This is a genomic window from Ensifer oleiphilus, from assembly GCF_013371465.1.
GTDB lineage: Bacteria > Pseudomonadota > Alphaproteobacteria > Rhizobiales > Rhizobiaceae > Ensifer > Ensifer oleiphilus.
This window is the reverse complement of sequence record NZ_JABWDU010000002.1, coordinates 561,005-585,477: the sequence shown is the minus strand read 5'-3', so window position 1 is coordinate 585,477 and position 24,473 is coordinate 561,005. Positions and strand designations below refer to the sequence as shown.

Genomic DNA, 24,473 nt, shown 5'->3' with positions numbered 1-24,473 from the left:
ATGTTGGACTCCGGGTTCAATCTCCCGGAGCCCCCAACAGCGCCGCGCGTCTCATCAGACGCGCAAAGGTCGCTGTAGCACTTTGAACTGCTGCATGTTTCCTTGAAGCGAATACGTTCAAGGAAACATGCAGCAGTTGGAGTTACGGCTGCAGATTGACGGTCAGCTTTGCGATTTCACCGTTGAAGGCGAAGGGGACCTGATAGTCCGTTTCTTCGACGCCTGTCCGCGTATCTACGCCTACGTCGAAGGTCTCGTCCCAAGGCATGAGTGCGGGGATCGTGTGCGGTATTTTCGCGTTCGCAACGTCCTTGCCGTCCACCTTCAGAACGCCAGTTCCGCCCTTGCCCATGCCGGGTCCGTCAGATTTGAAATCGAAGACCAGTGTGTGCTTGCCGGCAGAAAGGGTCTCCTGACCTTGCCAACGGAAGCGCTCCATATTGACGAAATTATACAGAAACACGGGTTTGCCCTTGAGCAGATAGAACCCGTACCCACCGAAACGCCCGCCTGTGGTGACGAGCATACCTTCGCCGCCGTTTTCAGGAACGGTTATCTCGGCGGTGATCGTATAGGACTTGTTGATGACGTTCGGCGCATTGCTCGTCGGGATACCTGACATCACGCCGCCGTAGCTGAACTCGTTCCGTCCGGCCGTAGCGCTGGGGCGTGGCGTCGTCAGTCGCTCCAGGATCGAGTTGTCCAATGGGAAGACGTCGTATTTTGCCGCTTCCATCAGAAACAATTCCTGCATCTGATGCAACTTTTCCGGCATTTTTGCTGCAAGGTCGTTGTTCTGCGAATAGTCCTCCGTGAGGTTGTACAGCTCCCATTTATAGCCATCGATGACGTCCGGCATCGCTGTCGTCCCCATCAACCACGGCGCTGCCGGAGGTGTCGTGCAGGCATACCAGCCATCGCTGTAGATGCCGCGATTGCCGAACATTTCAAAGTATTGCGTTTTGCGGGCGGATGGAGCCTGGGCGTTGTCCCAGCTATAGGCCATGCTGACGCCTTCGATCGGCTTTTGCGCAACGCCATCGACCATCACTGGCGCAGGAATGCCCGTCGCATCAAGGATGGTCGGAACGATATCGATCATGTGGTGGAACTGGGTCCGAACGCCACCGGCCTGCTTGATCCGTGCCGGCCATGACATCGCCATGCCCTGACGCGTGCCGCCGAAGTGCGAAGCAACCTGCTTTGTCCACTTGAACGGCGTGTCGAAGGCCCATGACCACGCAACGGACATGTGCGGATAGGTCTGGTTCGAGCCCCAGCTATCAAAGAACTTCATCTGAGCCGCAACCGGCATCTGCATGCCTTCGATCGTGATAAGCTCGTTTGGCGTTCCGAGCACGCTTCCTTCGGCGCTGGTGCCGTTGTCACCCTCGATGTAGATGACGAGGGTATTGTCGAGTTTTCCCAGGTCATCGACCGCCTGGATCACCCGCCCGATCTCGTGGTCCGAATAGGCCACGTAGGCAGCAAACACCTCAGCCTGGTGGGCAAACAGCTTCTTGCTTTCGGCGTCCAGGGCGTCCCATTTCGGCAGGCTGTCCGGCCATTCGGTCAGCTGGGTATTGGCGGGAATGACGCCGAGCTTTTTCTGGTTGGCGAAGATCTGCTCGCGCAACTCATTCCAGCCCATGTCAAACTTGCCCTTGAACTTGTCGATCCACTCCTTGGTTGGATGGTGGGGCGCATGCGTGGCACCGGGCACGTAGTAGACGAAGAACGGCTTGTCGGGTGCCGCCGCATTTAGCTGCTTTATGTGATCAATGGCGTTGTCGGCCGTGTCCGTTACGAGATTGTAGCCGGGCTTACCGGTCCACGGGAAAATCTGGGTCGTGTTCTGGAACAGGTACGGCTCCCACTGATTGGTATCGCCGCCCATGAAGCCATAGAAGTAATCGAAGCCCATACCCGTCGGCCATTGATCGAACGGACCAGCGGTGCTGTATTGAAAAGCGGGTGTGTTGTGGTTCTTTCCGAACCAGGACGTGGCGTAGCCGTTCTGCTTCAGGATCGTGCCGATCGTAGCGTTCTCTATGCCGATGATCGAGTCATATCCGGGATAACCGGTCGCCTGCTCGGAGATGACGCCGAAGCCCGCCGAGTGATGATTGCGGCCGGTGATAAGTGCTGCGCGCGATGGGGAACAGAGCGCAGTGGAATGGAACTGCGTAAAGCGCAAGCCGGCGTTTGCAACACGGTCCAACGCTGGCGTCGGTATGACGCCTCCGAAGGTGCCTGCAACACCGTAGCCGGCGTCGTCGGTCATGATCAGCAGGATGTTTGGAGCGCCTTTCGGGGGCACGATCTGTGCTGGCCAATAGGGTTTCGAGGTTTTCGCGTCGAGACCGATTTCTCCACCGAAGGCCGCTGGCGGGTTCGGCAAGTATCGGCCGTCGATCGTCGTTGTTGCGCTGGGCGAGCCAGGTTCGCCAGTGGTTTCCTGCGCATTGGCGTTGAAATTCGGAGTTGCCGTCAAACTCAAGGTAGCAAGAAACAGCGTTCCAAGTCTTAACATTATCGCTTCTCCTCCGCTGAAACGGAGAGAATTACAGAATGCTAAAATTAGGCAAGGATGTAACAGTTACGATGCGTCTGCACAGCTCCGCCGGTTCGTCGGATGAGATGAGGCTTCATGGCGGCGCGAACCGCGCCGCCGAGCCGTGAGCCAAGAGCCAAGTGTCAAGCTTCCGATGGTGCCAGCGTCACACGCTCCTTTCGGAAGCACCGTGTGAAGAACACCCTGTCGGGTGCCGATCCGATGGCTTTGGCGATCAGGGCCGTCGCGACGATCGCAAAGATCAGCCGGCCGAAGAACACGCTGGCAAAATCGGCGCCGAGTGCGACAACGAGCAAAGTGTCCTCTATCAGGCTGTGGGTAAACCCCATGAAGACGCAGGCGAGGAAGACCTGTCGCGGCGCGACGCTCGCCGTGCGTGCCTCGCGGATCAAAAGCGCGCCACCATAGGAAATGCCGAGGAGCACGCCGACGGCGGCGAAGGGCACCGTCTGCTGCTGGATGCCGGCCAGCCGAAACAGCGGCGCCATGCCCCGGTTGAGCCAGCCGAGGATGCCGACCATCTTGAGGATCTCGATCAGCCAGCTGAGCGCCAGCAGCACGACGAGCATGGTGCCGAGCGTCTTCAGCGTGCTCACGACGAAACCGATCCAGTCGGCATTCTGGTTTGCCGGTATCCATGTCGGCTGCAGCGGGGTGGAGAGCCAGCCGGTGGCGGCGAAGATCTGATTGAGCAATGCCGCGAAGATCAGTCCGCCGCCAACGCGAAGCGCTGCCGTCACCATGAAGCTCGGGCCGGCCTTCTGGATGATCCGCTGCTCGATCGGAATGGCATGCGCCACCAGCAGCAGCGCCGAAAGCACGGTCATATCGGCGGTCGTCAGCTCCGACACCGGCACGAGGGTGAACACGACCACCACGGCGCCCCAGATCCCGACCAAAAGCCCCGTCAGCCAGGCAAAGGCAAGCTCGGGCGGCAGGCCGACCAGGGTCATCAGCGGCTCGAAGGCCGGTGCGACGGCGCGGATCACGCCAAGCTCCTGCAGGATATGCGTGGCGACGGTGACGGGCACGATGATGCGCACGAGGTCCCAATAGACTTCAAGCGTATCCAGCGTCTTTCGATAAAGGATGATGTGAAAGGTCATGGCGGTGTCTCCCTGGTTGTCCTCCAAGGACTAACGCGAGGTCGTTCGCAGTTGTGGTCAAAATATGCGAATTTGTGCAATAAAATTGCATGCCACCACGAAGGGAAGTGAAATGGACCGGATTGACAAAAGGCTGCTCACGTTGCTGCAGCAGGACGCGTCGCGAACCAATGCCGATCTTGCGGCTGAAGTCGGGCTGTCACCATCGAGCTGCCTGCGTCGCATCAGGCGGTTGAACGCGGCGGGTGTCATCGAACGCGTCGTCGCGGTCCTCAATCCGGCCAAGGCCGGCAGGTCGGTGAAGGCGATCATCACCGTCGAGCTCGAGCGCCACGGCGAACAATATGTGCGCCGGTTCCTCGACATGGCCGCCAAGGAACCGGCCGTCACCCAGGCTTACAGCGTCAGCGGCGCGACCGACGCACTGCTGATGCTGCGGCTGAAGGACATGGAAGAGCTCGATGCCCTGACGGAACGGCTTTTTCGCGAGGAGAGCAACGTCGCCCGCTACTACACGACATTCGTCATTCGTACCGGCAAGGACACGACGGAGATACCGCTCTGATGAGTGACGGCCAGGCCGCCTTGCTGAGCGTGATCCCAACCCAAGGAAGGCGCGCACGGGGCGCCGGGGCGATCTGCCCCGACGCATAAGGACGACGCTACTTGACCGCGGCGTTCCCTCCATCGGCATAGAGCGCGGAGCCGGCGACGAAGCTTGCCATCGGGCTTGCCAGGAACAACGCCGCGCGGGCGATTTCTTCCGGCTGGGCGATGCGCTTCATGGCGTGCAGGCCTGCGGCCCATTCCTTTTGCTCCTTGCTGCCACCGGTCGGCGTGTCGACACCGCCGGGCAGCAGGGCGTTGGCGCGAATGCCGCTTGCGCCATAATCGGCGGTGATGCCCTTGACCAACCCCATCAGCCCCGCCTTGGAAGCGCCGTAGGCGGCCATGCCGGGGATGCCGGCGCTGGTGCCGACGAAGGTCGAGGTGAAGACTAGCGATCCGCCGCCGCGCTTCAGCATCGCCGGGATCTGGTGGCGGGCGCCGAGGAAAGCGGAGGTCAGATTGATTTCAAGCGTTTCGCGCCATTCGGACCCGGTGATCTCGGCGAGCGGCCGCATCGCGCCGACCGCGCCGGCATTGTTGATGGCGACGTCGAGACCGCCGAACCGGGTGACAGCGGCGTCGACCAGCCGGACATGGGTGGCTTCATCGGCAACGTCGCCGCTGACGGCGATCGCCTCGCCGCCGTCGGCATGGATCGCCTCGACCACGGCTGCGAGCGGCGCTTCGGTGCGGGCATTCAGGACCAGCTTCGCGCCTTCGGCGGCGAAAAGTTCAGCGACCGCGCGGCCGATACCCGACGACGCGCCGGTGACGATAACGATCTTGTTCTGCAACATGGACATGGACTTGCTCCTCTTGGTTGAGGGCCCCTGAGTATCGACGGCCAGAAGCAGCGCCCACCCGATTTCCGATGGGGTGCAGTTGAACGGGGCGGGGATCGAGGAATTGAACGCCAGGCGGCACAGAAAGCCGGAGCGAAACATAGCCTCTGCCCCGATCTCGTGCTTGCGGCGCACTCCGGAACGCTCGGCGTGGCCAAGAAGGCGGCTCAACCACCTGAGCGCCAGGGCCGATTATCCTTCACCGTCATCGGAAGAAGAGGAACCAGACGGCAAAGGCCAGTATCCAAATCAGGACATAATAGAACGTTTGTCCCTCGACCATGGCGACGATCCTCATTCCCCCGATCGCCGACATATTGGGATTGCCGCAAGCAAAGGATAAGCCGACACGCCGCGTCAGCGTCCCCCCAATAGGGCGCTGAAGGTTTTGAGATCGATATTTCCGCCGCTGAGCAGAATACCCACCCGCTTTCCGCCGCAGGCGATGGCGCCATGCAGGACGGCCGCCGCCGCCAGGCAACCGGTCGGCTCCACGATCATCTTCATGCGCTCGGCAAAGAACCGCATCGTCTCGACCAGTTGCGCATCGGTGACCGTTACGATGTCATCGACCGCGTTTTTCAGGATGGCGAAGTTGTGGTCGCCGACATGAGTGACGAGCGCGCCATCGGCGATGGACTTCGGCACCGGGATCTTGACCACTTCGCCCTTTCGCAAGGATTGCTGGCCGTCATTGCCTGTCTCGGGCTCGACACCGACAATGGTGCAAGTGGGCGAAAGCGCCCGGGCGCTGAGCGCGCTGCCGGCCAGAAGACCGCCGCCGCCCAGCGGAACGACGAGCAGATCGATCTCGCCGACGTCCTCGATCAGTTCCAGCGCTGCGGTACCCTGTCCCGCGATGACATCCGGATGGTCATAGGGAGGTATGAGCACGGCGCCCCGTTCGGCGGCAAGCCGCAGGCTGATTTCCGTCCGATCCTCCGTGTATCGATCATAAAAGACGATCTCCGCTCCATAGCCCCTGGTCGCCGCCACCTTTATCTCCGGCGCGTCGCGCGGCATGACCACTGTTGCCGAAACACCCTGGAGCCTGGCGGCATAGGCGAGTGCCTGGGCGTGATTGCCCGAGGAAAAGGCGACGACGCCATTTTGCCGGGAGTGTGCGTCCAGCGCCGCGATGGCGTTGTAAGCGCCCCGGAATTTGAAAGCGCCTGCACGCTGCAGGTTCTCCGCCTTGAAGAAAATGGTCGCTTCGGTTCCGGCGTCTGCCGTTCGCGATGTCAAGACAGGCGTGCGGTGCGCCGCGCCAGAAATGCGTGCCCGAGCGGTTCGAACATCGTCGAAGGTCGGGATGCGCGATGAAGCTGGTGCCGGTGCAGTATTGACCACGAGAAACCTCCATTGCGCGCGGTGGCCTCGGATCGTGAGAGGATTTTCCAAGGCGCGGCAATGTAGCATCGCGCCAGCGTTCGCACGAGCCTGGCCGAACAACCGTTGGCGCCATCCTGCTCATGACATCGCTGTCACGGACCAAGCCGTATAGTGCCGGCCTGGTGGCATTTGCTGCATAGTGCCGGCCTGGTGGCATTTGCTGCACAGTTCCGCGATATTCAAGCGCTGCGGCCGGTGGCATAGTTGCGTGGCTTGGCGGCGTCGCGTCAGACAGGACGCACACACGCTGCAGGACCTTAAACTCTGGTTCGTTTCGGGCGACGGGAGGGACGAAGTGCTGAAGACCTATACTGGCAGTTGCCACTGCGGCGCGGTTCGCATCGAGGCAGATATCGACATCAGCGCCGGCACGGGCAAGTGCAACTGCACGCTCTGCACCAAGATGCGGCTCTGGTCGGTGGAGGTGAGGCCGGAGGCCTTTCGCCTTGTTGCCGGCAAGGATGCGCTGACGGATTATCAAGGGCACAACTCGGTCGCCCACCACTTCTTTTGCCACCATTGCGGCGTGCGCCCGTTCGAGCGCATCGACACGCCGAACATGACGGGTCACATCTACTACAACATCAACGTGGCGTGCCTCGATGGCGTCGATATCGACGAACTGGTCGCGGCACCCGTCACCTATTTCGACGGGCTGAACGACGATTGGGGCTCGACGCCGTCAGAGGTGCGGCATTTGTAGGTTCGCGTCTGAAAATTCTAACACTTTGGTGTTTACATCGTTCTTGATGCAGCCGCCTTCAAGCCTCTGCGCGGATATTGTCTCGCAGAGCGCGTTGCGGCCGCATGCCCCCCCGGCGCAAGCGCCGCAACCTCATGGCTGCGATATCGACAGGTCGGCCAGCTCGATGTCGTCTGGCGTGCGCACGGTGCCCCCGCAGATCCACAGCGGGTTTCCCACGCACTCAACCTTTCCATTTGCCACGACAACACCGTCGCCATCGTTGCAGGCAACGATCGGAGTTGACGTGCCGGTGCTGTAGTGCAGCAGGTCGGGCAGATACGTGGCCTCGTCATTCAGATGAGGGAAGAACTCGAACGGCACGAGATCGAGCGCATCGCCGTGCATTATCTCTTCCGGTTTGCGGCCGATGAAGAGAGCGTCTGTTGCGATCGTCATGCCCATGAGAATGGCGCCGGCGCTGACGCCGATCAGGATGCTGCCGGACAGCGCCCAATCCCGCATCGGCTGGACCATGCCGCTTCGTCTCAGCCGTTCGAGAAAGCTGCCGGTATGTCCACCCGCAAGGTGAATGGCGTCGCAGGCGAAGAGTGCGGCGATGTCTTCGGCAGAATGTGGTTCGTCGAGATCGAAGAACAGCGCGAGATCGAGATCGTACCTGCCGTAGTAAGACTGCGCGTCCAGGAAGAAATTGCGATCCGGCTCCGGGCCGGACGCCACATAGGCAATGCGATTTCCGGTTCCTCGCGCCTTCAGCAATTCGACAAGCCTGCGGTCGATTGCCGAACAGTCGGGGAAGATCTGATCGCTGTAGAGAATGAGGTTGAGCATTTTTCCCTGCGGAGACGGGCGAAACGGTGCCAGGCCTTAATTCGCGATGATCGACACACGGCGGCCATAGCGCCAGACGCCGAGCCAGCTGAAGTAATTGATGGCAAGGGCAAGGGACAGCCAGAGAACATTGGTAATGAGATCGTTGCCGGACGAACCCGCGGCCATGGACAGGAACTTCGTGAAGCTGGTGTAGGACGCAAAGAGCGCCCAAACCACGGCAAGCCAGCTGAACGGCCGCCAGAGTGCGAGTGGAGGGACGTTCAGATTGAAGGCGTAGGCAACGAGGCCAATTGTCGTGCCGAGCGCCATGACCATGCTCGCGGAAATCACGATCCAGCCGAGGGACGTCAGGCCGACCAAAGCGTCGATCGCGACCAGATAGCCGACGAAGACCAGGCCGAAGGCGAAGGCCAGGCTATAGAGAACTGCAAAAATCTTCCACATCGCGAATCACACCCACAGGCTGCAAAATGCCATCGTCGGTGGTGCGGTGCGTCTTGTCCATTGGCTGGTGCGCGCAAGTGCCTCAATCGGCACTCAGCGCCACCGCCGGCTGCAGGCGCGAGGCGTTGCGGGCGGGCAGGAAGCCGAAGACGAGGCCCGTCAGGAAGGCGCAGGCGAAGGCAAGCGCCACGGGGCCGAGCGTGAAGGCGACGGGCATGCCGAACTGGCCGGCGAGTGCGCCGACACCAAGCCCGAGGACGACGCCGAGCGTGCCGCCGATCGCCGAGACGACCAGTGCCTCGATGATGAACTGCAGCAGGATATCGCGCTGGCGCGCGCCGGTTGCCATGCGCACGCCGATCTCGCGGGTGCGCTCGCTGACCGAGACGAGCATGATGTTCATCACGCCGATGCCGCCGACCAAGAGCGAGATGGCTGCGACCGAGCCGAGGAACAGCTTCATCGTGTTGGAGGTTTCGGTGAAGGCCTCGCGCACCGACGACATGTTGGTGATCTGGGTGTCCTGACGTTTGTGGCGCTGGTCGAGCAGGGCCTGGATGGTCTGCTGCGTGATGTCGATGGCGGCGGCGTCCTTCACCTGCACGGTGATGGTGCGCACGTTGCGCTGGCCGAAGAGGCGCATGCTGCCTGTCGTCAGCGGCACGAGCACCACGTCGTCCTGGTCGTTGCCGAAGGAGGTGGCGCCCATCTCGGCCATCACGCCGATGACCTGGAAGGGGATCTTGTTGACCAGCACATATTGGCCGAGCGGGCTGTCGCCATCGGGAAACAGCGTCTTGACCACCGTCTGGCCAAGCACTGCTACCGGTGCATAGGTGTCCATGTCGTCCTGGGTGAGAAACTCGCCCTGCTGCATCTTCCAGGATTTGGCGGTGGTGAACTGCGGCACGGTGCCGTTTGCGCTGGTCTGGTAGTCGACATTGCCGCGCCGGACCGTGACGTTGCTGGTCAACTCGGGCACGGCGAAGGCGACGTTCGGCACTTCGAGGATGGCGTCGGCGTCGGCCGGCACAAGGGTGACGTTGCTTCCCCCCGCGCTGCCGCGGAAGTTCGCCATGCTTGGCCGGACCACCAAAAGGTCGGAGCCCATGGAGGAAATGCGGTTGAGCACGGAATCCTGCGCGCCGGTGCCGATCGCCAGCATGGCGACGACAGAGCCGACGCCGATGACGATGCCGAGCAAAGTGAGGACGGTGCGGAAGAGATTGGCGCGCAGCGCCCGAAACGCCATCTTGACGGCTTCGGTGACGTCGGCGATTGCGGCGGAACCTTCGCTTACCGTCTGGCTGAGCGCCTGGGCGGCTTCCGGGTTGGCGCGGCTCTTCTTGGTGCGGTCGGCGACGATGCGGCCGTCATGGATCTCGATCAGCCGGTCGGCCTGTTCGGCGACCTCGCGCGAGTGGGTGATGACGATAATTGTGTGGCCCTTGTCGTTCATGTCGCGCAGAAGTGCCATGACGTCGGAGCCGCTCTGGCTGTCGAGCGCGCCGGTCGGCTCGTCGGCCAGCACCACGCGGCCGCCGTTCATCAACGCACGCGCAATCGACACGCGCTGCTGCTGGCCGCCGGACAGCTGGTTCGGGCGATGGTCGAGCCGCTCGCCTAGCTTCAGCTGATGCAGCAGCGCTTCCGCGCGGTCGTGGCGGTCCCGCGCCGACATGCCGGCATAGACGGCCGGCACCTCGACGTTTTCCTGCGCGCTTGCGGTTGGAATGAGATTGTAGCTCTGGAAGACGAAGCCGAAGGTGCGGCGCCGGAGCGCCGCCAGTTCGTCGGTGTCGAAGCCCGACACCCGTTCGCCGTCGATGAGGTAGTCGCCCTCCGTCGGCTGGTCGAGACAGCCCAAGATGTTCATCAGCGTCGACTTGCCCGAACCGGACTGGCCGATGATCGCGACAAATTCGCCGGCCTCGATGTCGAGCGAGACGCCGTGCAGCACCTCGACGGCGAGATCGCCGTTGAAATAGGTCTTGCTGACGTGCCGGAGCGATATGAGCGGGGTCATGGCGAACTCTTGAATTGGCCTTTAGAACATCGGTGGCATGCGCATGCCGCGCTGGCTGCCGCGGTTGCCTGCAGCCGGGGTGTCGGAGCCGGTGGCGACGACGACGGTGTCGCCTTCGTTCAAGCCGCTCTTGATTTCGGCCTTGACGCGGTTGCGGATGCCGACCTCGACGGCACGGGTTTCAAGCGCGCCGGAGGCGGTGACGACAGTCACCTCGGCCTTGCCGCCGGCAGCGCCTGCGTTGCCGCCGCGTTTTCCGCCTGCTTGGCCCGCACCCTTTTCGCCAGTCATGCGCAATGCCGCACTCGGCACCACCAGCACGTCCTTGGCCGCGGACTGGACGAAGAACACCTGGGCGCTCATCGACATCATCAGCTCGCCTTCAGGATTGGTTACGTCGAAGAGGGCGTAATAGAGCACGACGTTGTTTGCCGTGTCCGGCATCGGCTGGATCTGGCGCAGCTTGCCTTCGAAGCGCTTTCCAGGCTGGCCGAGCAGGGTGAAATAGGCGTCCATGCCGACCTCGAGCTTGCCGACATCGGCCTCCGACACCTGGGCCTTGACGGTCATCGTCGAGAGATCGGCGATGGTGACGATGGTCGGCGTCGTCTGGTTGGCGTTGAGCGTCTGGCCTTCCTTGGCCGGGTTGGCGACGATGGTGCCGCCCATGGGGGCAAAGATCTTGGTGTAGCCGAGATCGACCTTGTCGCCGGCAAGCGTCGCCTGCTGCTTGCGGATCTGCGCTTCGATGGCGTTGACGTCGGCTTCGGCCGCGGCAAGGTCGGCGACCGCCTGGTCGAGGGTCGACTGGGCAATGCTTTTAGCAACCACCAGGTTGCGTTGGCGGTCGATATTGGCCTGCTTCAAGACGAGCTGAGCCTTCTTCGAGATCAGCTGCGCCTGCAGATTGGCAAGCTCGGCCTGGTCGATCTCGATCCGGTTTTCGATGGTGGCGGGGTCGATTTCGGCAACCAACTGGTTCTGTTTTACCTTGTCGCCGATATCGACATGCAGGGCCTTCAGCTGGCCGGAGACCTGGGCGCCGGCATCGACCGACTTGATCGCATCGAGCGTACCGACGGCCGTCACGCTGTTTTCGATATCGCCACGCGCGACGACCTCTGTGACCATGGCGGCGGAGGTCGGGTTCGTCGCAGAACGCGTCCAGCCGTAATAGCCGGCACCGACGACCGCGACGATGACGGGGATCCACAGCCAGGTGCGCGAGCGGCGCTTGCGCCTGATAGGGGCTACGCCGGGAATGAAGGTGACGTTGGGCGTCACGTCCTCGCGTGGGGTCGTTTCCGTGCGTGCCGATTTGCCTGTCTTGTTCATTCCCGTACCCGGCTTTTGTCAGCGCCGTCATCACGGGCGCGATTCATCCTAGCAGCAAATAGGCACAAACAGCCGGGCCGGGAAGCATTGAGATCATTATATTATTGTAATGTTTTGGCGGCGGAGGGGCATCAATATGCCTCGCTACCGGATCGCCATGACCTGCCTGCAAGCCCTCAGCCCCGCGATGTCATCCACACGCCCACCAGCGTCACCGCGAGGCCCGCGAACATCGCGCCAGTCAGCGGTTCTGAAAACAGCATCCAGGCCCACAGCATTGTCACGGGCGGGCTGAGATAGATCGCGGCACTCACCTTGGCCACGGGGAACAGTCGCAGACTGGTGTAGTAGACGGCATAGGCGAGGAACGTTGCGATAAAGACGAGCCAGATCATCCCGACCGCGAAATCACGGGTTAGCGGCGGCGAAAGGCTGCCTTGCGTCAACGCGCAGAGGCCGAAAAGAACCGAACCCGTCAGTGTATGGATGCATAGACTCTGATGAACGGGCATGGCTTGCGTCTTGCGTCGCCTGTGCAGCACCGAGGCGACGGCGAAGATCAGCATCGAGCCGACGGTCAGCCCGTAGGCCCAGACCGGGGCCGTGCCGAAACTGAGGCTGTCGAAGGACACGATCAAAACGCCGACGACGGCGATCGCGGTGCCGAGCCATTGCCGCCGGGTCAGCCGTTCGCCGAGCACTGGCTGCGAAAGGGCGGCGATCGCCAATGGCAACAGGTCGGCGATGAGCGCGACCAGGCCCGTCGGCACCTTCTGTTCGATCGCCAGCGCGAAGCCACCGAGATAGAGGAACACCGCCATGATGCCGAACAGGGCCTGATCCTTTATCGTACGCATGGACGGGCGCGGCCCGATGGACAGGGCGAACGGCAGAAGGATCAAGCCCGAAAGCAGTGTGCGCCAGAAGAGGAGCAGCATGACACCAGCCTCCTGATTGGCATAGCGGATGCCGACAAAGCCCGAACTCCATCCGATAATCAGGAGCGTGGCGAGCAGCGGCCATAACAAAGGGTGGCGGTTGGCGGTGGCGGAAAGAAGTGAGATGTCGGTCATCAAGGTCTCTGCAGCGAGGAATACGCTCTACCGATAGGCGGATCGCCCCATCCGCGCACATGACAAATTTCGATGGAAGCATGACGTTGCGCAAATGAATGTCATGGGCGGCGTGGTCTGTGATACGGTCCCGCTCGAGAGAAGGAAACGGACATCGCCATGAACGAACTGAACAGTCGCCGCCTCGAGATCGATGCCTTACGGGCGCTTGCCGCAATCCGCCAACATGGCGGCGTGACTCGCGCGGCAGCCGCCCTGGGCCTCTCTCAGTCGGCTGTGAGCCACAAGATCAAAAGACTGGAAGTCAGCCTCGACTGCGAGCTGCTCGTCCGGAAATCGGGCGCGCCGATGTTTACGGCCGCCGGCGAGGACCTGCTGGACTATGCGGGGCGCATCATCGGGCTGCACGACGAGGCGCTGCTGAGCCTCTCCAAGACGCCGCTTGCTGGAAGACTTGCGCTCGGGCTCACCGAAGATACGGCCTGCACCGATCTTGCGCGCATCCTTGGCCGCTTCAAGCGGCTTCATCCGAATGTGGCCGTCCGCACAAAGGTGCGCATGAGCCTGGTGCTTCGCGCCATGCTGGAGCGCGGCGAGCTCGATGCCGCGATCGTGCAGGTATTTGGTCATGAGGTGCGTCCGACCGACGTGGTTCTCTTCAGGGAGGGGCTCCATTGGGTCAAGCATCCCGAGCTGATGGTCCCTGAGGGCGGGCCGATCCCGTTCCTGTCGTTTCATGACGAGTGCTTCTATCGGCAATGGGCACTCGACATCGGCCAGGACGATGCGGTTCTCGAAACCGTCTTCGAGTGTTCGAGCGCCGCCGGCATCGTGTCGGCCGTGAATGCGGGCATGGGCGTGGCCCTTTTGAGCGACCGTCATATCCGTGGCGAAATGCAGATCATGACCGACCGCCTGCCGCCGCCGCCATCGCTCGCCTATGTCGTCAGACGCTCCCGCAAGTCGAGAAATCCGGCGCTCGACAGCCTTGTTGGCGAGATCGAGAGGGACGTTGGGCGCCAGGGAGGACTGGCGCTTGCCGGCTGAAGGCGGTCATGCCTGCCTGCGGCGAACATCGCTGAAGAACTTGGCTACGCCTCATCGCCCCAGTAAGCCTTGAAAAGGGCATGAGACGCGAAGACAGATGCATATTCAGGGTGAGCCATGCCCAGAACCGTCACATTTATCTCCTGAACTGTTTCCTCGAAGTCCTCGATGTAGACGCCCGCACAGACGAGCATGCCATATTCATCCGAGCGTGCCGAAAGCTCGGCGTACTCTCCTGAAACGTTGTCGTCTCCGTCGATGACAAGCGCATGGATGCTGGGGACATACTCTGGAGCAGGCACGAAGTGTCCTCCAGCGACGCCCATCGGCGGATCGACTGGCTCGAGGTCAGAGTGCCCGATGACATGTCCTTCGCACAGAATATCGACTTTCATGGTTTGATCTCGAAAGGAGTGGGTTGCTCATGGCCTATGCTCGTGAAGGAGTATGACGATTGCTGGCATTTTACGATCGACATTCCATCGTCGTGTCGATTTGGAGCGCTTGCGCGATGATTTGCCGCCGGTCGGCTTCAGCGCGGCCCGCCTGCAATATTCGCCTTGAACATCCCGCCTCAGCCGAATTTTCGCCCATCCGTCAAAATCGCCTTGACGCTTTCGACGCGCTTCACTAGAAGAATGCGAACCGTACCGTACGGTACTGAATTGGGTGGGGCCAGGTGCAAAGCGTTGCTGCGACAAGAGAGGCGAATGCCGGGAACGGCCTGACCGAGCGTCAGGGCGTCGTTCTCGAAGAGGCGTTGCGTCTGCTGGTCGACGGCGGCGAGAAGGCGCTGACGACGGCCGGTGTCGCACGCGCGGCCAACTGTTCGAAGGAAAGCCTCTATAAGTGGTTCGGCGATCGCGACGGGTTGCTTTCGGCGATGATCGGCTTCCAGGCGAGCAAGGTTCGCACGCAGGATGTGGCGGCAAGCGCGCTCGATGCAGAAAGCCTGAGCCGGCACTTGGTGGTCTTTGCCAAGGATCTGCTCGAGGTTCTTTCCGGCGACGTGTCGCTGGCTCTCAACCGTCTGGCGATCGGCCAGGCAAGCCGTGAAGGCTCCAAGCTCGGCCACATGCTGCAGGAGCGCGGGCGCCGGCAGATCGGGCGGCGGGCTGCCGCTCTCTTGGAGGCCGGCCGCAAGGCAGGGCTTCTGGCCTTTGACGATGCCGACGAGGCCTATGGCGCGCTTTACGGGCTGGTCGTTTCCGACTGGCACCTGAAGATGCTGCTGGGTGAAGAGGCCGGCGAGATGAAAAAAGGTTTCGGCCGCAAGGCGGAGCAGGCGGTCAGCGCCTTCCTCACGCTTTATGGCAAGAAGGTTTAACGGCGGGGGAGATCTCTGCCAGCAGCGCCGGCTGTCGAAGAGACGCAAAGGCCGCTGCAGCACTGGAATTGCAGGACTGTGCGCCGGCAAGCGCTGCAGTTTCTGCGGAACACGGAATTGCTGTGTGATGTCTGGATCGATCGGTTCAGATGTTGCGTAGCGGAAACAACAGACAACTAACGGGAAGGACCACCAAAATGCGCGTCTATTACGATCGTGATGCTGACATAAACCTCATCAAGTCCAAGAAGGTCGCTATCGTCGGCTACGGCAGCCAGGGCCGCGCCCACGCGCTGAACCTGAAGGATTCCGGCGCCAAGGAAATCCGCGTCGCGCTGAAGCCGGGTTCGGCAACCGCTGCCAAGGTCGAGGCCGATGGCCTTTCCGTTCTCTCGGTCGCAGAAGCTGCCAAGTGGGCCGACCTGATCATGATGGCAACGCCTGACGAACTGCAGGCAGAAATCTACAAGGCCGACATCGCCGGCAACATCCGCGACGGCGCTGCCATCGCATTTGCCCACGGCCTCAACGTTCACTTCGGCCTGATCGAGCCGAAGGCGACGCTCGACGTCGTCATGATCGCGCCGAAGGGCCCGGGCCATACGGTTCGCGGCGAATACCAGAAGGGAGGCGGCGTTCCCTGCCTCGTTGCCGTTCACCAGGACGCTTCGGGCAACGCCCTTGACCTCGCGCTCTCGTACGCCTGCGGTGTTGGCGGCGGCCGTTCGGGCATCATCGAAACCAACTTCAAGGAAGAGTGCGAAACCGACCTCTTCGGCGAACAGGCGGTTCTGTGCGGCGGTCTCGTCGAGCTCATCCGCGCCGGTTTCGAAACCCTGGTCGAAGGCGGCTACGCGCCTGAAATGGCCTATTTCGAGTGCCTGCACGAAGTGAAGCTGATCGTCGACCTGATCTATGAAGGCGGCATCGCCAACATGAACTACTCGATCTCCAACACCGCAGAGTGGGGCGAATACGTCACCGGCCCGCGCATCATCACGGCTGAAACCAAGGCCGAAATGAAGCGCGTCCTCACCGACATCCAGACCGGCAAGTTCACCTCGGAATGGATGCAGGAATACAAGTCGGGTGCAGCCCGCTTCAAGGGCATCCGCCGCGTCAACGACAACCACCAGATCGAAGAAGTCGGCGCCAAGCTGCGCGGCATGATGCCGTGGATCGGCAAGAACAAGCTGGTCGACAAGGCGAAGAACTAAGCCTTATCTGACAGTTGAATGAAGGAAGCCGGGGCAAAAACCCCGGCTTTTCTTTTTGTCGATCGACCATCGCCCAACACTTGCGGTGGTCATGACGCAGCCGATTGTAGCTCTCAAGTTTAGCTCGTGCTAAATTGTAGGGTGCATCGATACCCCCACGAGGGGCGCGCAGTCTTTCCTACTCTCCATGACTTCCAATCAAGCATGACCGGACCACGGAGGAAGGCAGATGAGTGACGATATCAAACTGACGCGTCGTGGCGTTTTGCTCGGCAGCACCGCGATTGCCGCGACGGCCGGGCTCGGTGCCCGCCCGGCGGAGGCCGAACTGAAGGAGTATCCGCCAGGGCAGGCCTTTACCGGCGTCATCGGGCGGACATTCGATGTTTCGCAGCCGGCATGGCCAGCGCCGACAAGGGCGCGCGAGGGGGCCGCGAACGTGCTGTTCATCGTTCTCGACGATACGGGCTTCGGCCAGCTCGGCTGCTTCGGCAGCCCGATCCACACGCCCAACCTGGACGCCCTTGCCGCCGACGGTCTGCGCTACAGCAACATGCACACGACGGCGCTCTGCTCGCCCTCGCGCTCGTGCTTCCTGACCGGGCGCAACCACCACTCCAACGGCATGGCCTGCATCACCGAGGGTTCGGAAGGGTTCCCCGGGGCGAACGGCCAGATCCCTTTCGAAAACGGTTTCCTGTCGGAAATCCTGCAGGAGAACGGCTACAACTCCTATGCGCTCGGCAAATGGCACCTGACGCCGGCCGAGCAGACGTCGGCCGCCGGACCCTACAACCGCTGGCCGCTGGGGCGAGGGTTCGAGCGCTACTTCGGCTTCCTCGGCGGCGATACCCACCAGTACTACCCGGAGCTGGTGCGCGACAACAGCCAGACGGAGCCCGACAAGACGCCGGAGGAGGGCTATCACCTGACGCCGGATCTGGTCGCCAAGGCCAGGTCGATGATCGCCGACTCAAAGCAAGTCGCGCCCAACAAGCCGTTTTTCATGTATTTCGCACCCGGCGCGATGCACGCGCCGCATCACGTGCCGAAGGAATGGGCCGACAAATACAAGGGCCAGTTCGACGATGGCTGGGATGCCTATCGCGAGAAGGTATTCGCCAAGCAGAAGGAGATCGGCATCATCCCCGAGAATACCGTTTTGTCGCGGCATGATCCCGATGTGCAGGACTGGCAGAAACTGTCGGCGGACGAGCGGCGGCTGTTTGCCCGGATGATGGAGGTCTTTGCCGGATTTCTCGAGCACACCGACCATTACATCGGCGAGCTGATCGCCTTCCTGAAGGACATGGGCGAATATGAGAACACGCTGATCATGGTCGTCTCGGACAATGGGGCGAGTGCCGAAGGCGGGCCGAACGGTTCGGTCAACGAGGGCAAGTTCTTCAACAACGTGCCCGACGATCTCCAGCAGAACCTAGCCGCGATCGACGATCTCGGCGGGCCGAAATATTTCAACCACTATGCTTTCGGCTGGACCCATGCCGGCAACACGCCCTTCCGCCGCTGGAAGCGGGAGACCTATCGCGGCGGGGTGTCGGATCCGTTCATTATTGCCTGGCCCAAGGGCATCAAGGCGAGGGGCGAGATTCGCAGCCAGTACTGCCACGGGATCGACATGGTACCGACGGTGCTGGATGCGCTTGATCTCGAACCGCCGGCACAGATCCGCGGCGTCACGCAATCTCCGATCCAGGGTTTCAGCCTGAAATCCTCCTTCGACGACGCCGATGCGCCGTCGCTGCACATCACCCAGTATTTCGAGATGTTCGGCCATCGCTCGCTCTATCACGATGGCTGGCGCGCGGTGTGTCCGTGGCCGGGAACCTCCTTCACCGAGTCGGGCCTGACGTTCGGCGCGCCGATCTCCTACGACAAGCTGACCGAACTCGATGCTAAGGGCTGGGAACTCTACAACCTCAAGGAGGATTTTTCGGAAACGAAGAACCTGGCCGAGACCGAACGCGAGCGGCTGATCGCGATGATCGGCATGTGGTATGTGGAGGCGGGCAAATACAACGTGCTGCCGATCGACAGCCGCGGCACGGCGCGCTTTGCCGACGAGCGCCCGCAGATTGCCGCCAACCGCAAGAAGTACATCTATTATCCCGGCACGCAGGTCGTGCCGGGCAGTGCTGCGCCCTATCTCGTCAATGTCGCCCATTCGATTTCCGTCGAGGCAAACGTGCCGAACGGCGGTGCGGAGGGGGTGCTGCTCTCCATGGGCGGCGTCGATGGCGGGTTCTCGTTCTATGTGCAGGAGGGCAAGCTGGTGTACGGCTACAACTACGTCGCCGACCAGCGCTTCACGGTGCGGTCGGACGCAGCCATTCCCGAAGGCGATCACATCTTCAGCTTCGAGTTCACGCCGACGGGCAAGGCCGATATCGCCAAGGGCCGGGGCGTGCCGGCCAATATCAAGCTGTTCGTCGACGGCAAGCAGGTGGGTAGCGGCGACCTGCCGGTAACCATCCCGATCTCGCTCGGCCTGGCAGCGGGCGTCTGCGTCGGGGCGGATTCCGGATCGCCGACCATGGATACGGCCTACACGGCGCCCTATCCGTTCACCGGCACGGTGAAGAAGGCGCTGGTCGACGTCACGGGCGAGGCAGTCGAGGATATGGCGGCGAAGATGAAGGTGTATCTGTCGCGGCAGTGAGCGGTGTCCGTGGCGTGGCCATCGCAAAAACGAAGGAAGCCGGGGCGAAACCCCGGCTTTCCCTTTTGAGCCAATGGCCGTGACGACCAGATTTCAGTTCAGATTCTCGGCTTGAAGCAGCGGCATTTCCGCCTTGCTGCAAGAGAATCAAACGTCCAGTCCGCAATCGGGGTGGGCAGTGCGCCCGGTTTGGGCAGGATGCCCGGCACCGCCGCTATCGCATGGCAGTGAAGGTGGTAGGCGGTACTTGCAAGGCAGCGGCGATGCGCTGAAGCTTGACGGGATCGGTATCTGCGCCGAGTTCGACCTTGGAAATTTCGGTTTCCGTCAGGCCTGTGGTGACTGACATTTCATCGACAGTGTAGCCGTGGGATTCACGCGAACGCTTTACGGCGGCTCCGATGCTGACGCGGGATACGGTGGCGTCGGTAGCCTTATTCAGATTTTTCTTAAAGGACATGAAGTGTCTCCTTCGTTCGTCCACCGACAAGGAGTTTTGTCGGGTGAAGGGGGCCCGAAAATATCGTGCGACTCGAACAATGAGTGGCGTTCAGGCTTCGCTAATATAGCCAGGGCGACCGTCAAGGCAAGTTGGCGACCGCATTTTTGAGTGGATAGAACGGCCAGTGCCGCCAGTCGGCCCGTGTCCCCGGGTATGAAAAATCGTTTGGAAACCTTACGATACGGGGCCTCCGACCTGTAGGCCGAGCTCGAAAAAAAAGTCGTGCCAAGAGCTCGCTTTGGATGCGAAATGACGCTGTTTTAGATGCGAATACTGGTCGCCTACGGTTCTTCCATCAAAGATTTTCCGAGGTCACGGTCAGGAAGCGCACGGGCTCGGTGCTGACCTCGACATCCATGAGGCCGAGACTTTTCAAGGTGAGGTCGATCGAGCGCCGGGCCTGGATCTCCGGCGCCTGGTCTAGCACGATCGCCATCAGTCGCTGGCGCAGATAGCGCCGGGTCTGGTCTGTCAGTTCATGGCCGACCCAGAAGATCCTGTCCGTTGCCCGGCCGCTCAACACCTTGGCGACGCCCTTGTTGTCGCCGCCGGCGCTATAGACGCCGATGATCTCCTGATCGCGGGCAAGAGCGTTGCCCAGAAGCTCCATCGCATCGTGTTCGTCATCACGGTCGAACATCACTTCGGTGAAGCGGTGAGCGGAGTTGCCCCGTTCGGCGAGATAGGTGGAAAAGCCGCGAATGCGCTCCTTGTGGTTCTCGTAGGCACTGCTGTGGCAAAGCGCGACGAGGGCGCCGGCGCGTGCCGACAGCATCTGCGACATGTAATGGGCGGCGGTGCGGCCGGCTGCATAGTTGTCGATGCCGACATAGGGCAGTTCCGGGGCGGGACGGGTCATGATCTGGACGACGGGAATGCCGCGGCTTGCGGCCTTCCTCACACTCTCCACCACGTCGGGATGATCCGGCGCCACGACGATCAGCGCCGAGCGCCGCAGCTTGGGGTTGGCGACGATGCGGGCGAAGTCCGCTGGGTCGTTTTCGCGGGCAAAGGTGCGGTGGACTGTGATGCTGTGGTCGAGTGAGGCGGCGATGCGCTCGAAGGCCTCGTTCATGCGCGAATAGAAGCTGGTTTCCGGGCGAACGAGAATGACTTCGATGCGGATGACGCCGCGATGGGGTTCGGGCAGGGTGCGGCCATAGCCGAGTCTCCTGGCCGCGCGCAGGACCTTCTCGACCGTTTCCGGCCGCACGCCGCCGCGGCCGTTCAGCACGCGTTCGACGGTGGCCGTGCCGACGCCGGCTTCGCTGGCCACATCCTTCAACGTCCTCTTCGCCACCGTCACCTCCGGATCGACGATCTCATACCAACCTGCGCTGATAGTGACCTATTGCGCAGGTTGGCAGGAGATCAGCATTGGCGGCTCGTGCGGTCAATGATCAAATTTGATCATGGAAGCGTTGGAACCGTGCCGTGGGGCAGGGCTATCCTGTTGGCAATTCGGGAGGAGACACCGAAGTTCGAAACGATCCCGCGAAGGTCATCCCGCCGCGCTCATGGCCAGGGGATGATGGAGGGGCACCATGAAAATCGCACTCGACCCCCATATGCATCGCCACCTGCCGCTGGATCAGCTTTGCCGCAAGGCGGCGGAACTCGGCTACGACCATATCGAGCTGTCGCCGCGCGACGATTTCCTGCCCTGGTGGGTGCGGCCGCGGGCGCACAAGGAGCGCATCCGCGATTTCAAGAAGGCGCTGCAGGATCATGGCGTCAAGCTCGGCTCATTGCTGCCGATGTATCGCTGGGCAAGCCCGCACGAGGACGAGCGGCAGGCGGCGGTGCGCTACTGGAAGGAAGCAATCCGCATTGCCGTCGAGATGGATTGCGACACGATGAATTCTGAATTCGGCCGTGGACCATCGCCTGATCGCGGCCACCGCTCCAGCTGCTGCGGCGGCATGCACAGCCACGAGCACAGCGAGGCTGCGTGGTGGCGATCGATCGAGGAGCTTGTGCCGGTGTTCGAGAAGGAGGGCGTGACGCTCAACATGGAGCCGCATCCCGAAGACTGGTGCGAGACGCTGCACCCGGCCATCGACATGCTGAAGACCATCGGTTCCGACCATGTCAAATTCCTCTATTGCGCGCCGCATACCTTCTATTTCGGCGACGACATGGCAAAAATGATCCGCGACGCGGGGCCTTTGATCAACCACGTCCACGTTGCCGACACCTATAACCACAAGGCCTCCTCGGGCCTGCGCTACATCGTCAATCCGCCGGGCGCCAAGGTGACGATCCACCAGCACATGGACATGTACCAGGGCGAGATCGACTGGGACGTGTTCTTCTCCTCGCTCGCAGAAGTCGGCTTCGACGGCATCGTCACGGCCTGCGTTTTCGGCTGGGAAGAACGTGCCGACCAGTCCGGCCGCTTCATGCGCGCCGAGATCCAGAAATACGTCGACAAGTACTGGCCGCGCGGCTGAGCCGATGCCTGCCAACACCCCTTCGATTGAGGAATGAAGCCGTGAGCATCACGATCACGACCGCCCCCTGCTGCTGGGGCGTGGACGACGTCAACAATCCCGACCTGCCGGCCTGGCAACGCGTGTTCGACGAGGCGGCTGCAGCCGGCTATGGCGGGCTGGAGCTCGGACCCTACGGCTATGTGCCGCTCGACGACCGGCTGGTTGCCGCAGCCCTTGCCGAACGTAGCCTCTTCATCGTCGCCGGCACGATCTTCGACGATCTGGTTTCGCCCGACAATCGCGACAGTCTGCTGCGCCAGACGGACGAAATCTGCGCCGTCATCACCAGGTTGCCGCAGCCGCCGCAGGTCGCCGGCCAGCGGTTTGCGACGCCCTATCTGACCGTCATGGACTGGGGGCACGACGAGCGGGATTATGCGGCCGGGCATTTCGACCGCGCGCCGCGGCTTTCGGACGAGGCCTGGGCCGGCATGGTCGCCAATATCAAGGCGATCGCCGAGCGCGCCGACGCCCATGGCGTGCGGGCGGTGATTCATCCCCATGCCGGCGGCTATATCGAATTTTCCGACGAGATCGAGCGCATCGCCCGCGACGTGCCGCAGGAGAGCGCCGGCCTCTGCCTCGATACCGGCCACACCTTCTACGCCGGCATGGACCCGGTGGAGACGCTGAGGCGCTATGCGGACCGGCTCGACTACGTCCATTTCAAGGATATCGACCGGGCGGTGTTCGAGCGGGTGATGGGCGAAAGGATCCGTTTCTTCGAGGCCTGCGCTCAAGGCGTCATGTGCCCGATCGGCCGCGGGGTGATCGACTATCCTGCCATCAGGCAAGCGCTTGCCGACATCGGCTACCACGGCTTCATCACGGTCGAGCAGGAGCGCGACCCGAGAAGCGTGGCGGGCAGCCTGGCCGATGTCAGGGAAAGCCGCGACTACCTCAGCTCGGTCGGCTTCTGAGCCGCAATTAGTATGCGCTGCGCCGTTCAACCATTTGATTTCATGCATGTCGGTGCCACCAGGCACCCCATGCGTCATAGACAGGATGCGTAATCATGACCGAAGCGAAGAACAGGCCGATCCGCTGGGCGATGGTGGGTGGCGGGCGCGGCAGCCAGATCGGCTCGATCCACCGGTCGGCGGCGCTCCGGGACAACACCTTCGAACTGGTGGCTGGCGCCTTCGATATCGACGCGGCGCGGGGCCGCGCTTTCGGCGTCGATCTCGGGCTCGATCCGGCGCGTAGCTACGCGGACTACGCGACGATGTTTGCCGCCGAGGCCAAGCGGCCCGATGGCATCGAGGCAGTGTCGATCGCCACACCCAACAACACCCATTTTGCCATCTGCAAGGCGGCGCTGGAGCACGGCCTGCATGTGATTTGCGAAAAGCCGCTCTGCTTTACGGTGGCCGAGGCCGAGGAGCTTAAGGCATTGTCGGAGGCGGGCGGCCGCATCGTCGGCGTCACCTACGGCTATGCCGGCCACCAGATGATCGAGCAGGCCCGCGCCATGGTGAGAAACGGCGATCTCGGCGAGATCCGCATCGTCAACCTGCAGTTTGCCCATGGCTTCCACAGTGCGGCCGTCGAGGAGCAAAACCCGTCGACCCGCTGGCGCGTCGACCCGAAATTCGCGGGGCCGAGCTATGTGCTCGGCGATGTCGGAACGCACCCGCTCTACCTTTCCGAGGTGATCCTGCCGCATCTGAAGATCAAGCGGCTGATGTGCGTGCGCCAGAGCTTCGTCAAGAGCCGGGCGCCGCTCGAAGACAATGCGGTGACCCTGATGGAATACGACAATGGTGCCATCGCCAACATCTGGTCGAGCGCCGTCAATGCCGGCTCGATGCACGGACAGAAGGTGCGCATCGTCGGCTCGAAGGCCAGCATCGAATGGTGGGACGAATGGCCGAACCAGCTCTCCTTTGAGATCCAGGGCGAGCCGGTGCGCATCCTCGAGCGCGGCATGGACTATCTCTACCCGCAGGCCCGGATCGACGACCGCATCGGTGGCGGCCATCCGGAAGGCCTGTTCGAGGCCTGGGCCAATCTCTATCGCCGCTTCGGGCTGGCGATCGGCGGCACGCGAGGCGTTGCGCCCGAGGGCCTGGAAGACCTCGTCTTCCCCGGCGTCGACGCCGGGCTCGAGGGCGTGCGCTGGGTGGAAAACTGCGTGCGCTCGGCGGACGCCGGCGGCATCTGGGTGGAGTATAGTTGAGGCGAGGTTGTTCGCGCTACAGCGCCGTGCGTCAAATACGACGCGCAAAGGACGCTGTAACGCTTTATATTTGCTGCATAATTCCTT

Annotated in this window: 21 protein-coding genes; 9 read left to right on the top strand and 12 right to left on the bottom strand. The window is 62.0% G+C overall.

All coding sequences use genetic code 11. The features are described from left to right. Positions 1–142: 142 nt before the first annotated feature. Both HT585_RS09585 and HT585_RS09580 read right to left on the bottom strand, forming a co-directional pair. On the bottom strand, positions 143–2,533 hold the full coding sequence (locus HT585_RS09585; protein WP_176352683.1) for an arylsulfatase: 2,391 nt from the start codon (positions 2,531–2,533) through the stop codon (positions 143–145). 164 nt (positions 2,534–2,697) lie between these two features. Then, entirely contained in the window at positions 2,698–3,681 is a 984-nt protein-coding gene (locus tag HT585_RS09580; RefSeq protein WP_176352682.1) for a nucleoside recognition domain-containing protein, read from the bottom strand. A 112-nt stretch (positions 3,682–3,793) separates the two neighbouring features. Here HT585_RS09580 and HT585_RS09575 point away from each other — a divergent pair, with 112 nt between their 5' ends. Then, on the top strand, positions 3,794–4,246 hold the full coding sequence (locus HT585_RS09575; protein WP_176352681.1) for an Lrp/AsnC family transcriptional regulator: 453 nt from the start codon (positions 3,794–3,796) through the stop codon (positions 4,244–4,246). 97 nt (positions 4,247–4,343) lie between these two features. Here the strand turns inward: HT585_RS09575 and HT585_RS09570 are convergent, their stop codons facing one another. Together HT585_RS09570 and HT585_RS09565 are read right to left on the bottom strand one after the other, a co-directional pair. Further along, complete coding sequence (locus HT585_RS09570) at positions 4,344–5,093, bottom strand: SDR family oxidoreductase (RefSeq protein ID WP_176352680.1); 750 nt, start codon at positions 5,091–5,093, stop codon at positions 4,344–4,346. 396 nt (positions 5,094–5,489) lie between these two features. Continuing rightward, complete coding sequence (locus tag HT585_RS09565) at positions 5,490–6,482, bottom strand: threo-3-hydroxy-L-aspartate ammonia-lyase (protein WP_343213953.1); 993 nt, start codon at positions 6,480–6,482, stop codon at positions 5,490–5,492. 337 nt (positions 6,483–6,819) lie between these two features. On the opposite strand from HT585_RS09565, the gene HT585_RS09560 reads away from it, so the two are divergent. Then, entirely contained in the window at positions 6,820–7,227 is a 408-nt protein-coding gene (locus tag HT585_RS09560; protein WP_176352678.1) for a GFA family protein, read from the top strand. Positions 7,228–7,359: 132 nt separating this feature from the next. Here HT585_RS09560 and HT585_RS09555 read toward each other — a convergent pair whose 3' ends face one another. The 5 genes from HT585_RS09555 to HT585_RS09535 form a co-directional block, all read right to left on the bottom strand. Next, positions 7,360–8,058, bottom strand: a complete 699-nt coding sequence (locus HT585_RS09555) for a Type 1 glutamine amidotransferase-like domain-containing protein (RefSeq protein WP_176352677.1) — start codon at positions 8,056–8,058, stop codon at positions 7,360–7,362. Between the two features lie 36 nt (positions 8,059–8,094). After that, complete coding sequence (locus HT585_RS09550; RefSeq protein ID WP_176352676.1) at positions 8,095–8,505, bottom strand: hypothetical protein; 411 nt, start codon at positions 8,503–8,505, stop codon at positions 8,095–8,097. Positions 8,506–8,587: 82 nt separating this feature from the next. After that, entirely contained in the window at positions 8,588–10,531 is a 1,944-nt protein-coding gene (locus HT585_RS09545; RefSeq protein ID WP_176352675.1) for a MacB family efflux pump subunit, read from the bottom strand. A 21-nt stretch (positions 10,532–10,552) separates the two neighbouring features. After that, entirely contained in the window at positions 10,553–11,866 is a 1,314-nt protein-coding gene (locus HT585_RS09540; protein ID WP_176352674.1) for an efflux RND transporter periplasmic adaptor subunit, read from the bottom strand. A gap of 176 nt (positions 11,867–12,042) precedes the next feature. Continuing rightward, complete coding sequence (locus tag HT585_RS09535) at positions 12,043–12,939, bottom strand: DMT family transporter (protein ID WP_176352673.1); 897 nt, start codon at positions 12,937–12,939, stop codon at positions 12,043–12,045. A 159-nt stretch (positions 12,940–13,098) separates the two neighbouring features. On the opposite strand from HT585_RS09535, the gene HT585_RS09530 reads away from it, so the two are divergent. Then, on the top strand, positions 13,099–13,986 hold the full coding sequence (locus HT585_RS09530) for a LysR family transcriptional regulator (RefSeq protein WP_176352672.1): 888 nt from the start codon (positions 13,099–13,101) through the stop codon (positions 13,984–13,986). 44 nt (positions 13,987–14,030) lie between these two features. Here HT585_RS09530 and HT585_RS09525 read toward each other — a convergent pair whose 3' ends face one another. Further along, entirely contained in the window at positions 14,031–14,381 is a 351-nt protein-coding gene (locus HT585_RS09525) for a hypothetical protein (RefSeq protein WP_176352671.1), read from the bottom strand. 284 nt (positions 14,382–14,665) lie between these two features. Here HT585_RS09525 and HT585_RS09520 point away from each other — a divergent pair, with 284 nt between their 5' ends. The 3 genes from HT585_RS09520 (at position 14,666) to HT585_RS09510 (ending at position 19,210) form a co-directional block, all read left to right on the top strand. Further along, positions 14,666–15,313, top strand: a complete 648-nt coding sequence (locus tag HT585_RS09520; RefSeq protein WP_176352670.1) for a TetR/AcrR family transcriptional regulator C-terminal domain-containing protein — start codon at positions 14,666–14,668, stop codon at positions 15,311–15,313. 197 nt (positions 15,314–15,510) lie between these two features. Then, positions 15,511–16,530 carry a ketol-acid reductoisomerase gene (ilvC, locus tag HT585_RS09515; RefSeq protein WP_077505830.1) on the top strand — a complete coding sequence of 340 codons (1,020 nt, stop codon included), beginning with the start codon at positions 15,511–15,513 and terminating at the stop codon, positions 16,528–16,530. A 229-nt stretch (positions 16,531–16,759) separates the two neighbouring features. After that, positions 16,760–19,210 (top strand): arylsulfatase, encoded by a 2,451-nt coding sequence (locus HT585_RS09510; RefSeq protein WP_176352669.1) that lies wholly within the window; start codon positions 16,760–16,762, stop codon positions 19,208–19,210. A gap of 214 nt (positions 19,211–19,424) precedes the next feature. Here the strand turns inward: HT585_RS09510 and HT585_RS09505 are convergent, their stop codons facing one another. Further along, a complete protein-coding gene (locus tag HT585_RS09505; protein WP_077505834.1) occupies positions 19,425–19,670 on the bottom strand; it encodes a helix-turn-helix domain-containing protein in 246 nt (81 codons plus the stop codon). A gap of 337 nt (positions 19,671–20,007) precedes the next feature. Further along, positions 20,008–21,012, bottom strand: coding sequence for a substrate-binding domain-containing protein (locus HT585_RS09500; protein WP_176352668.1), 1,005 nt, complete (start codon positions 21,010–21,012; stop codon positions 20,008–20,010). Between the two features lie 244 nt (positions 21,013–21,256). On the opposite strand from HT585_RS09500, the gene HT585_RS09495 reads away from it, so the two are divergent. The 3 genes from HT585_RS09495 (at position 21,257) to HT585_RS09485 (ending at position 24,386) form a co-directional block, all read left to right on the top strand. Next, on the top strand, positions 21,257–22,165 hold the full coding sequence (locus HT585_RS09495; RefSeq protein WP_176352667.1) for a sugar phosphate isomerase/epimerase family protein: 909 nt from the start codon (positions 21,257–21,259) through the stop codon (positions 22,163–22,165). Between the two features lie 41 nt (positions 22,166–22,206). Then, a complete protein-coding gene (locus HT585_RS09490; protein WP_176352666.1) occupies positions 22,207–23,127 on the top strand; it encodes a TIM barrel protein in 921 nt (306 codons plus the stop codon). A 95-nt stretch (positions 23,128–23,222) separates the two neighbouring features. Next, on the top strand, positions 23,223–24,386 hold the full coding sequence (locus HT585_RS09485) for a Gfo/Idh/MocA family protein (protein WP_176352665.1): 1,164 nt from the start codon (positions 23,223–23,225) through the stop codon (positions 24,384–24,386). Positions 24,387–24,473: the final 87 nt, after the last annotated feature.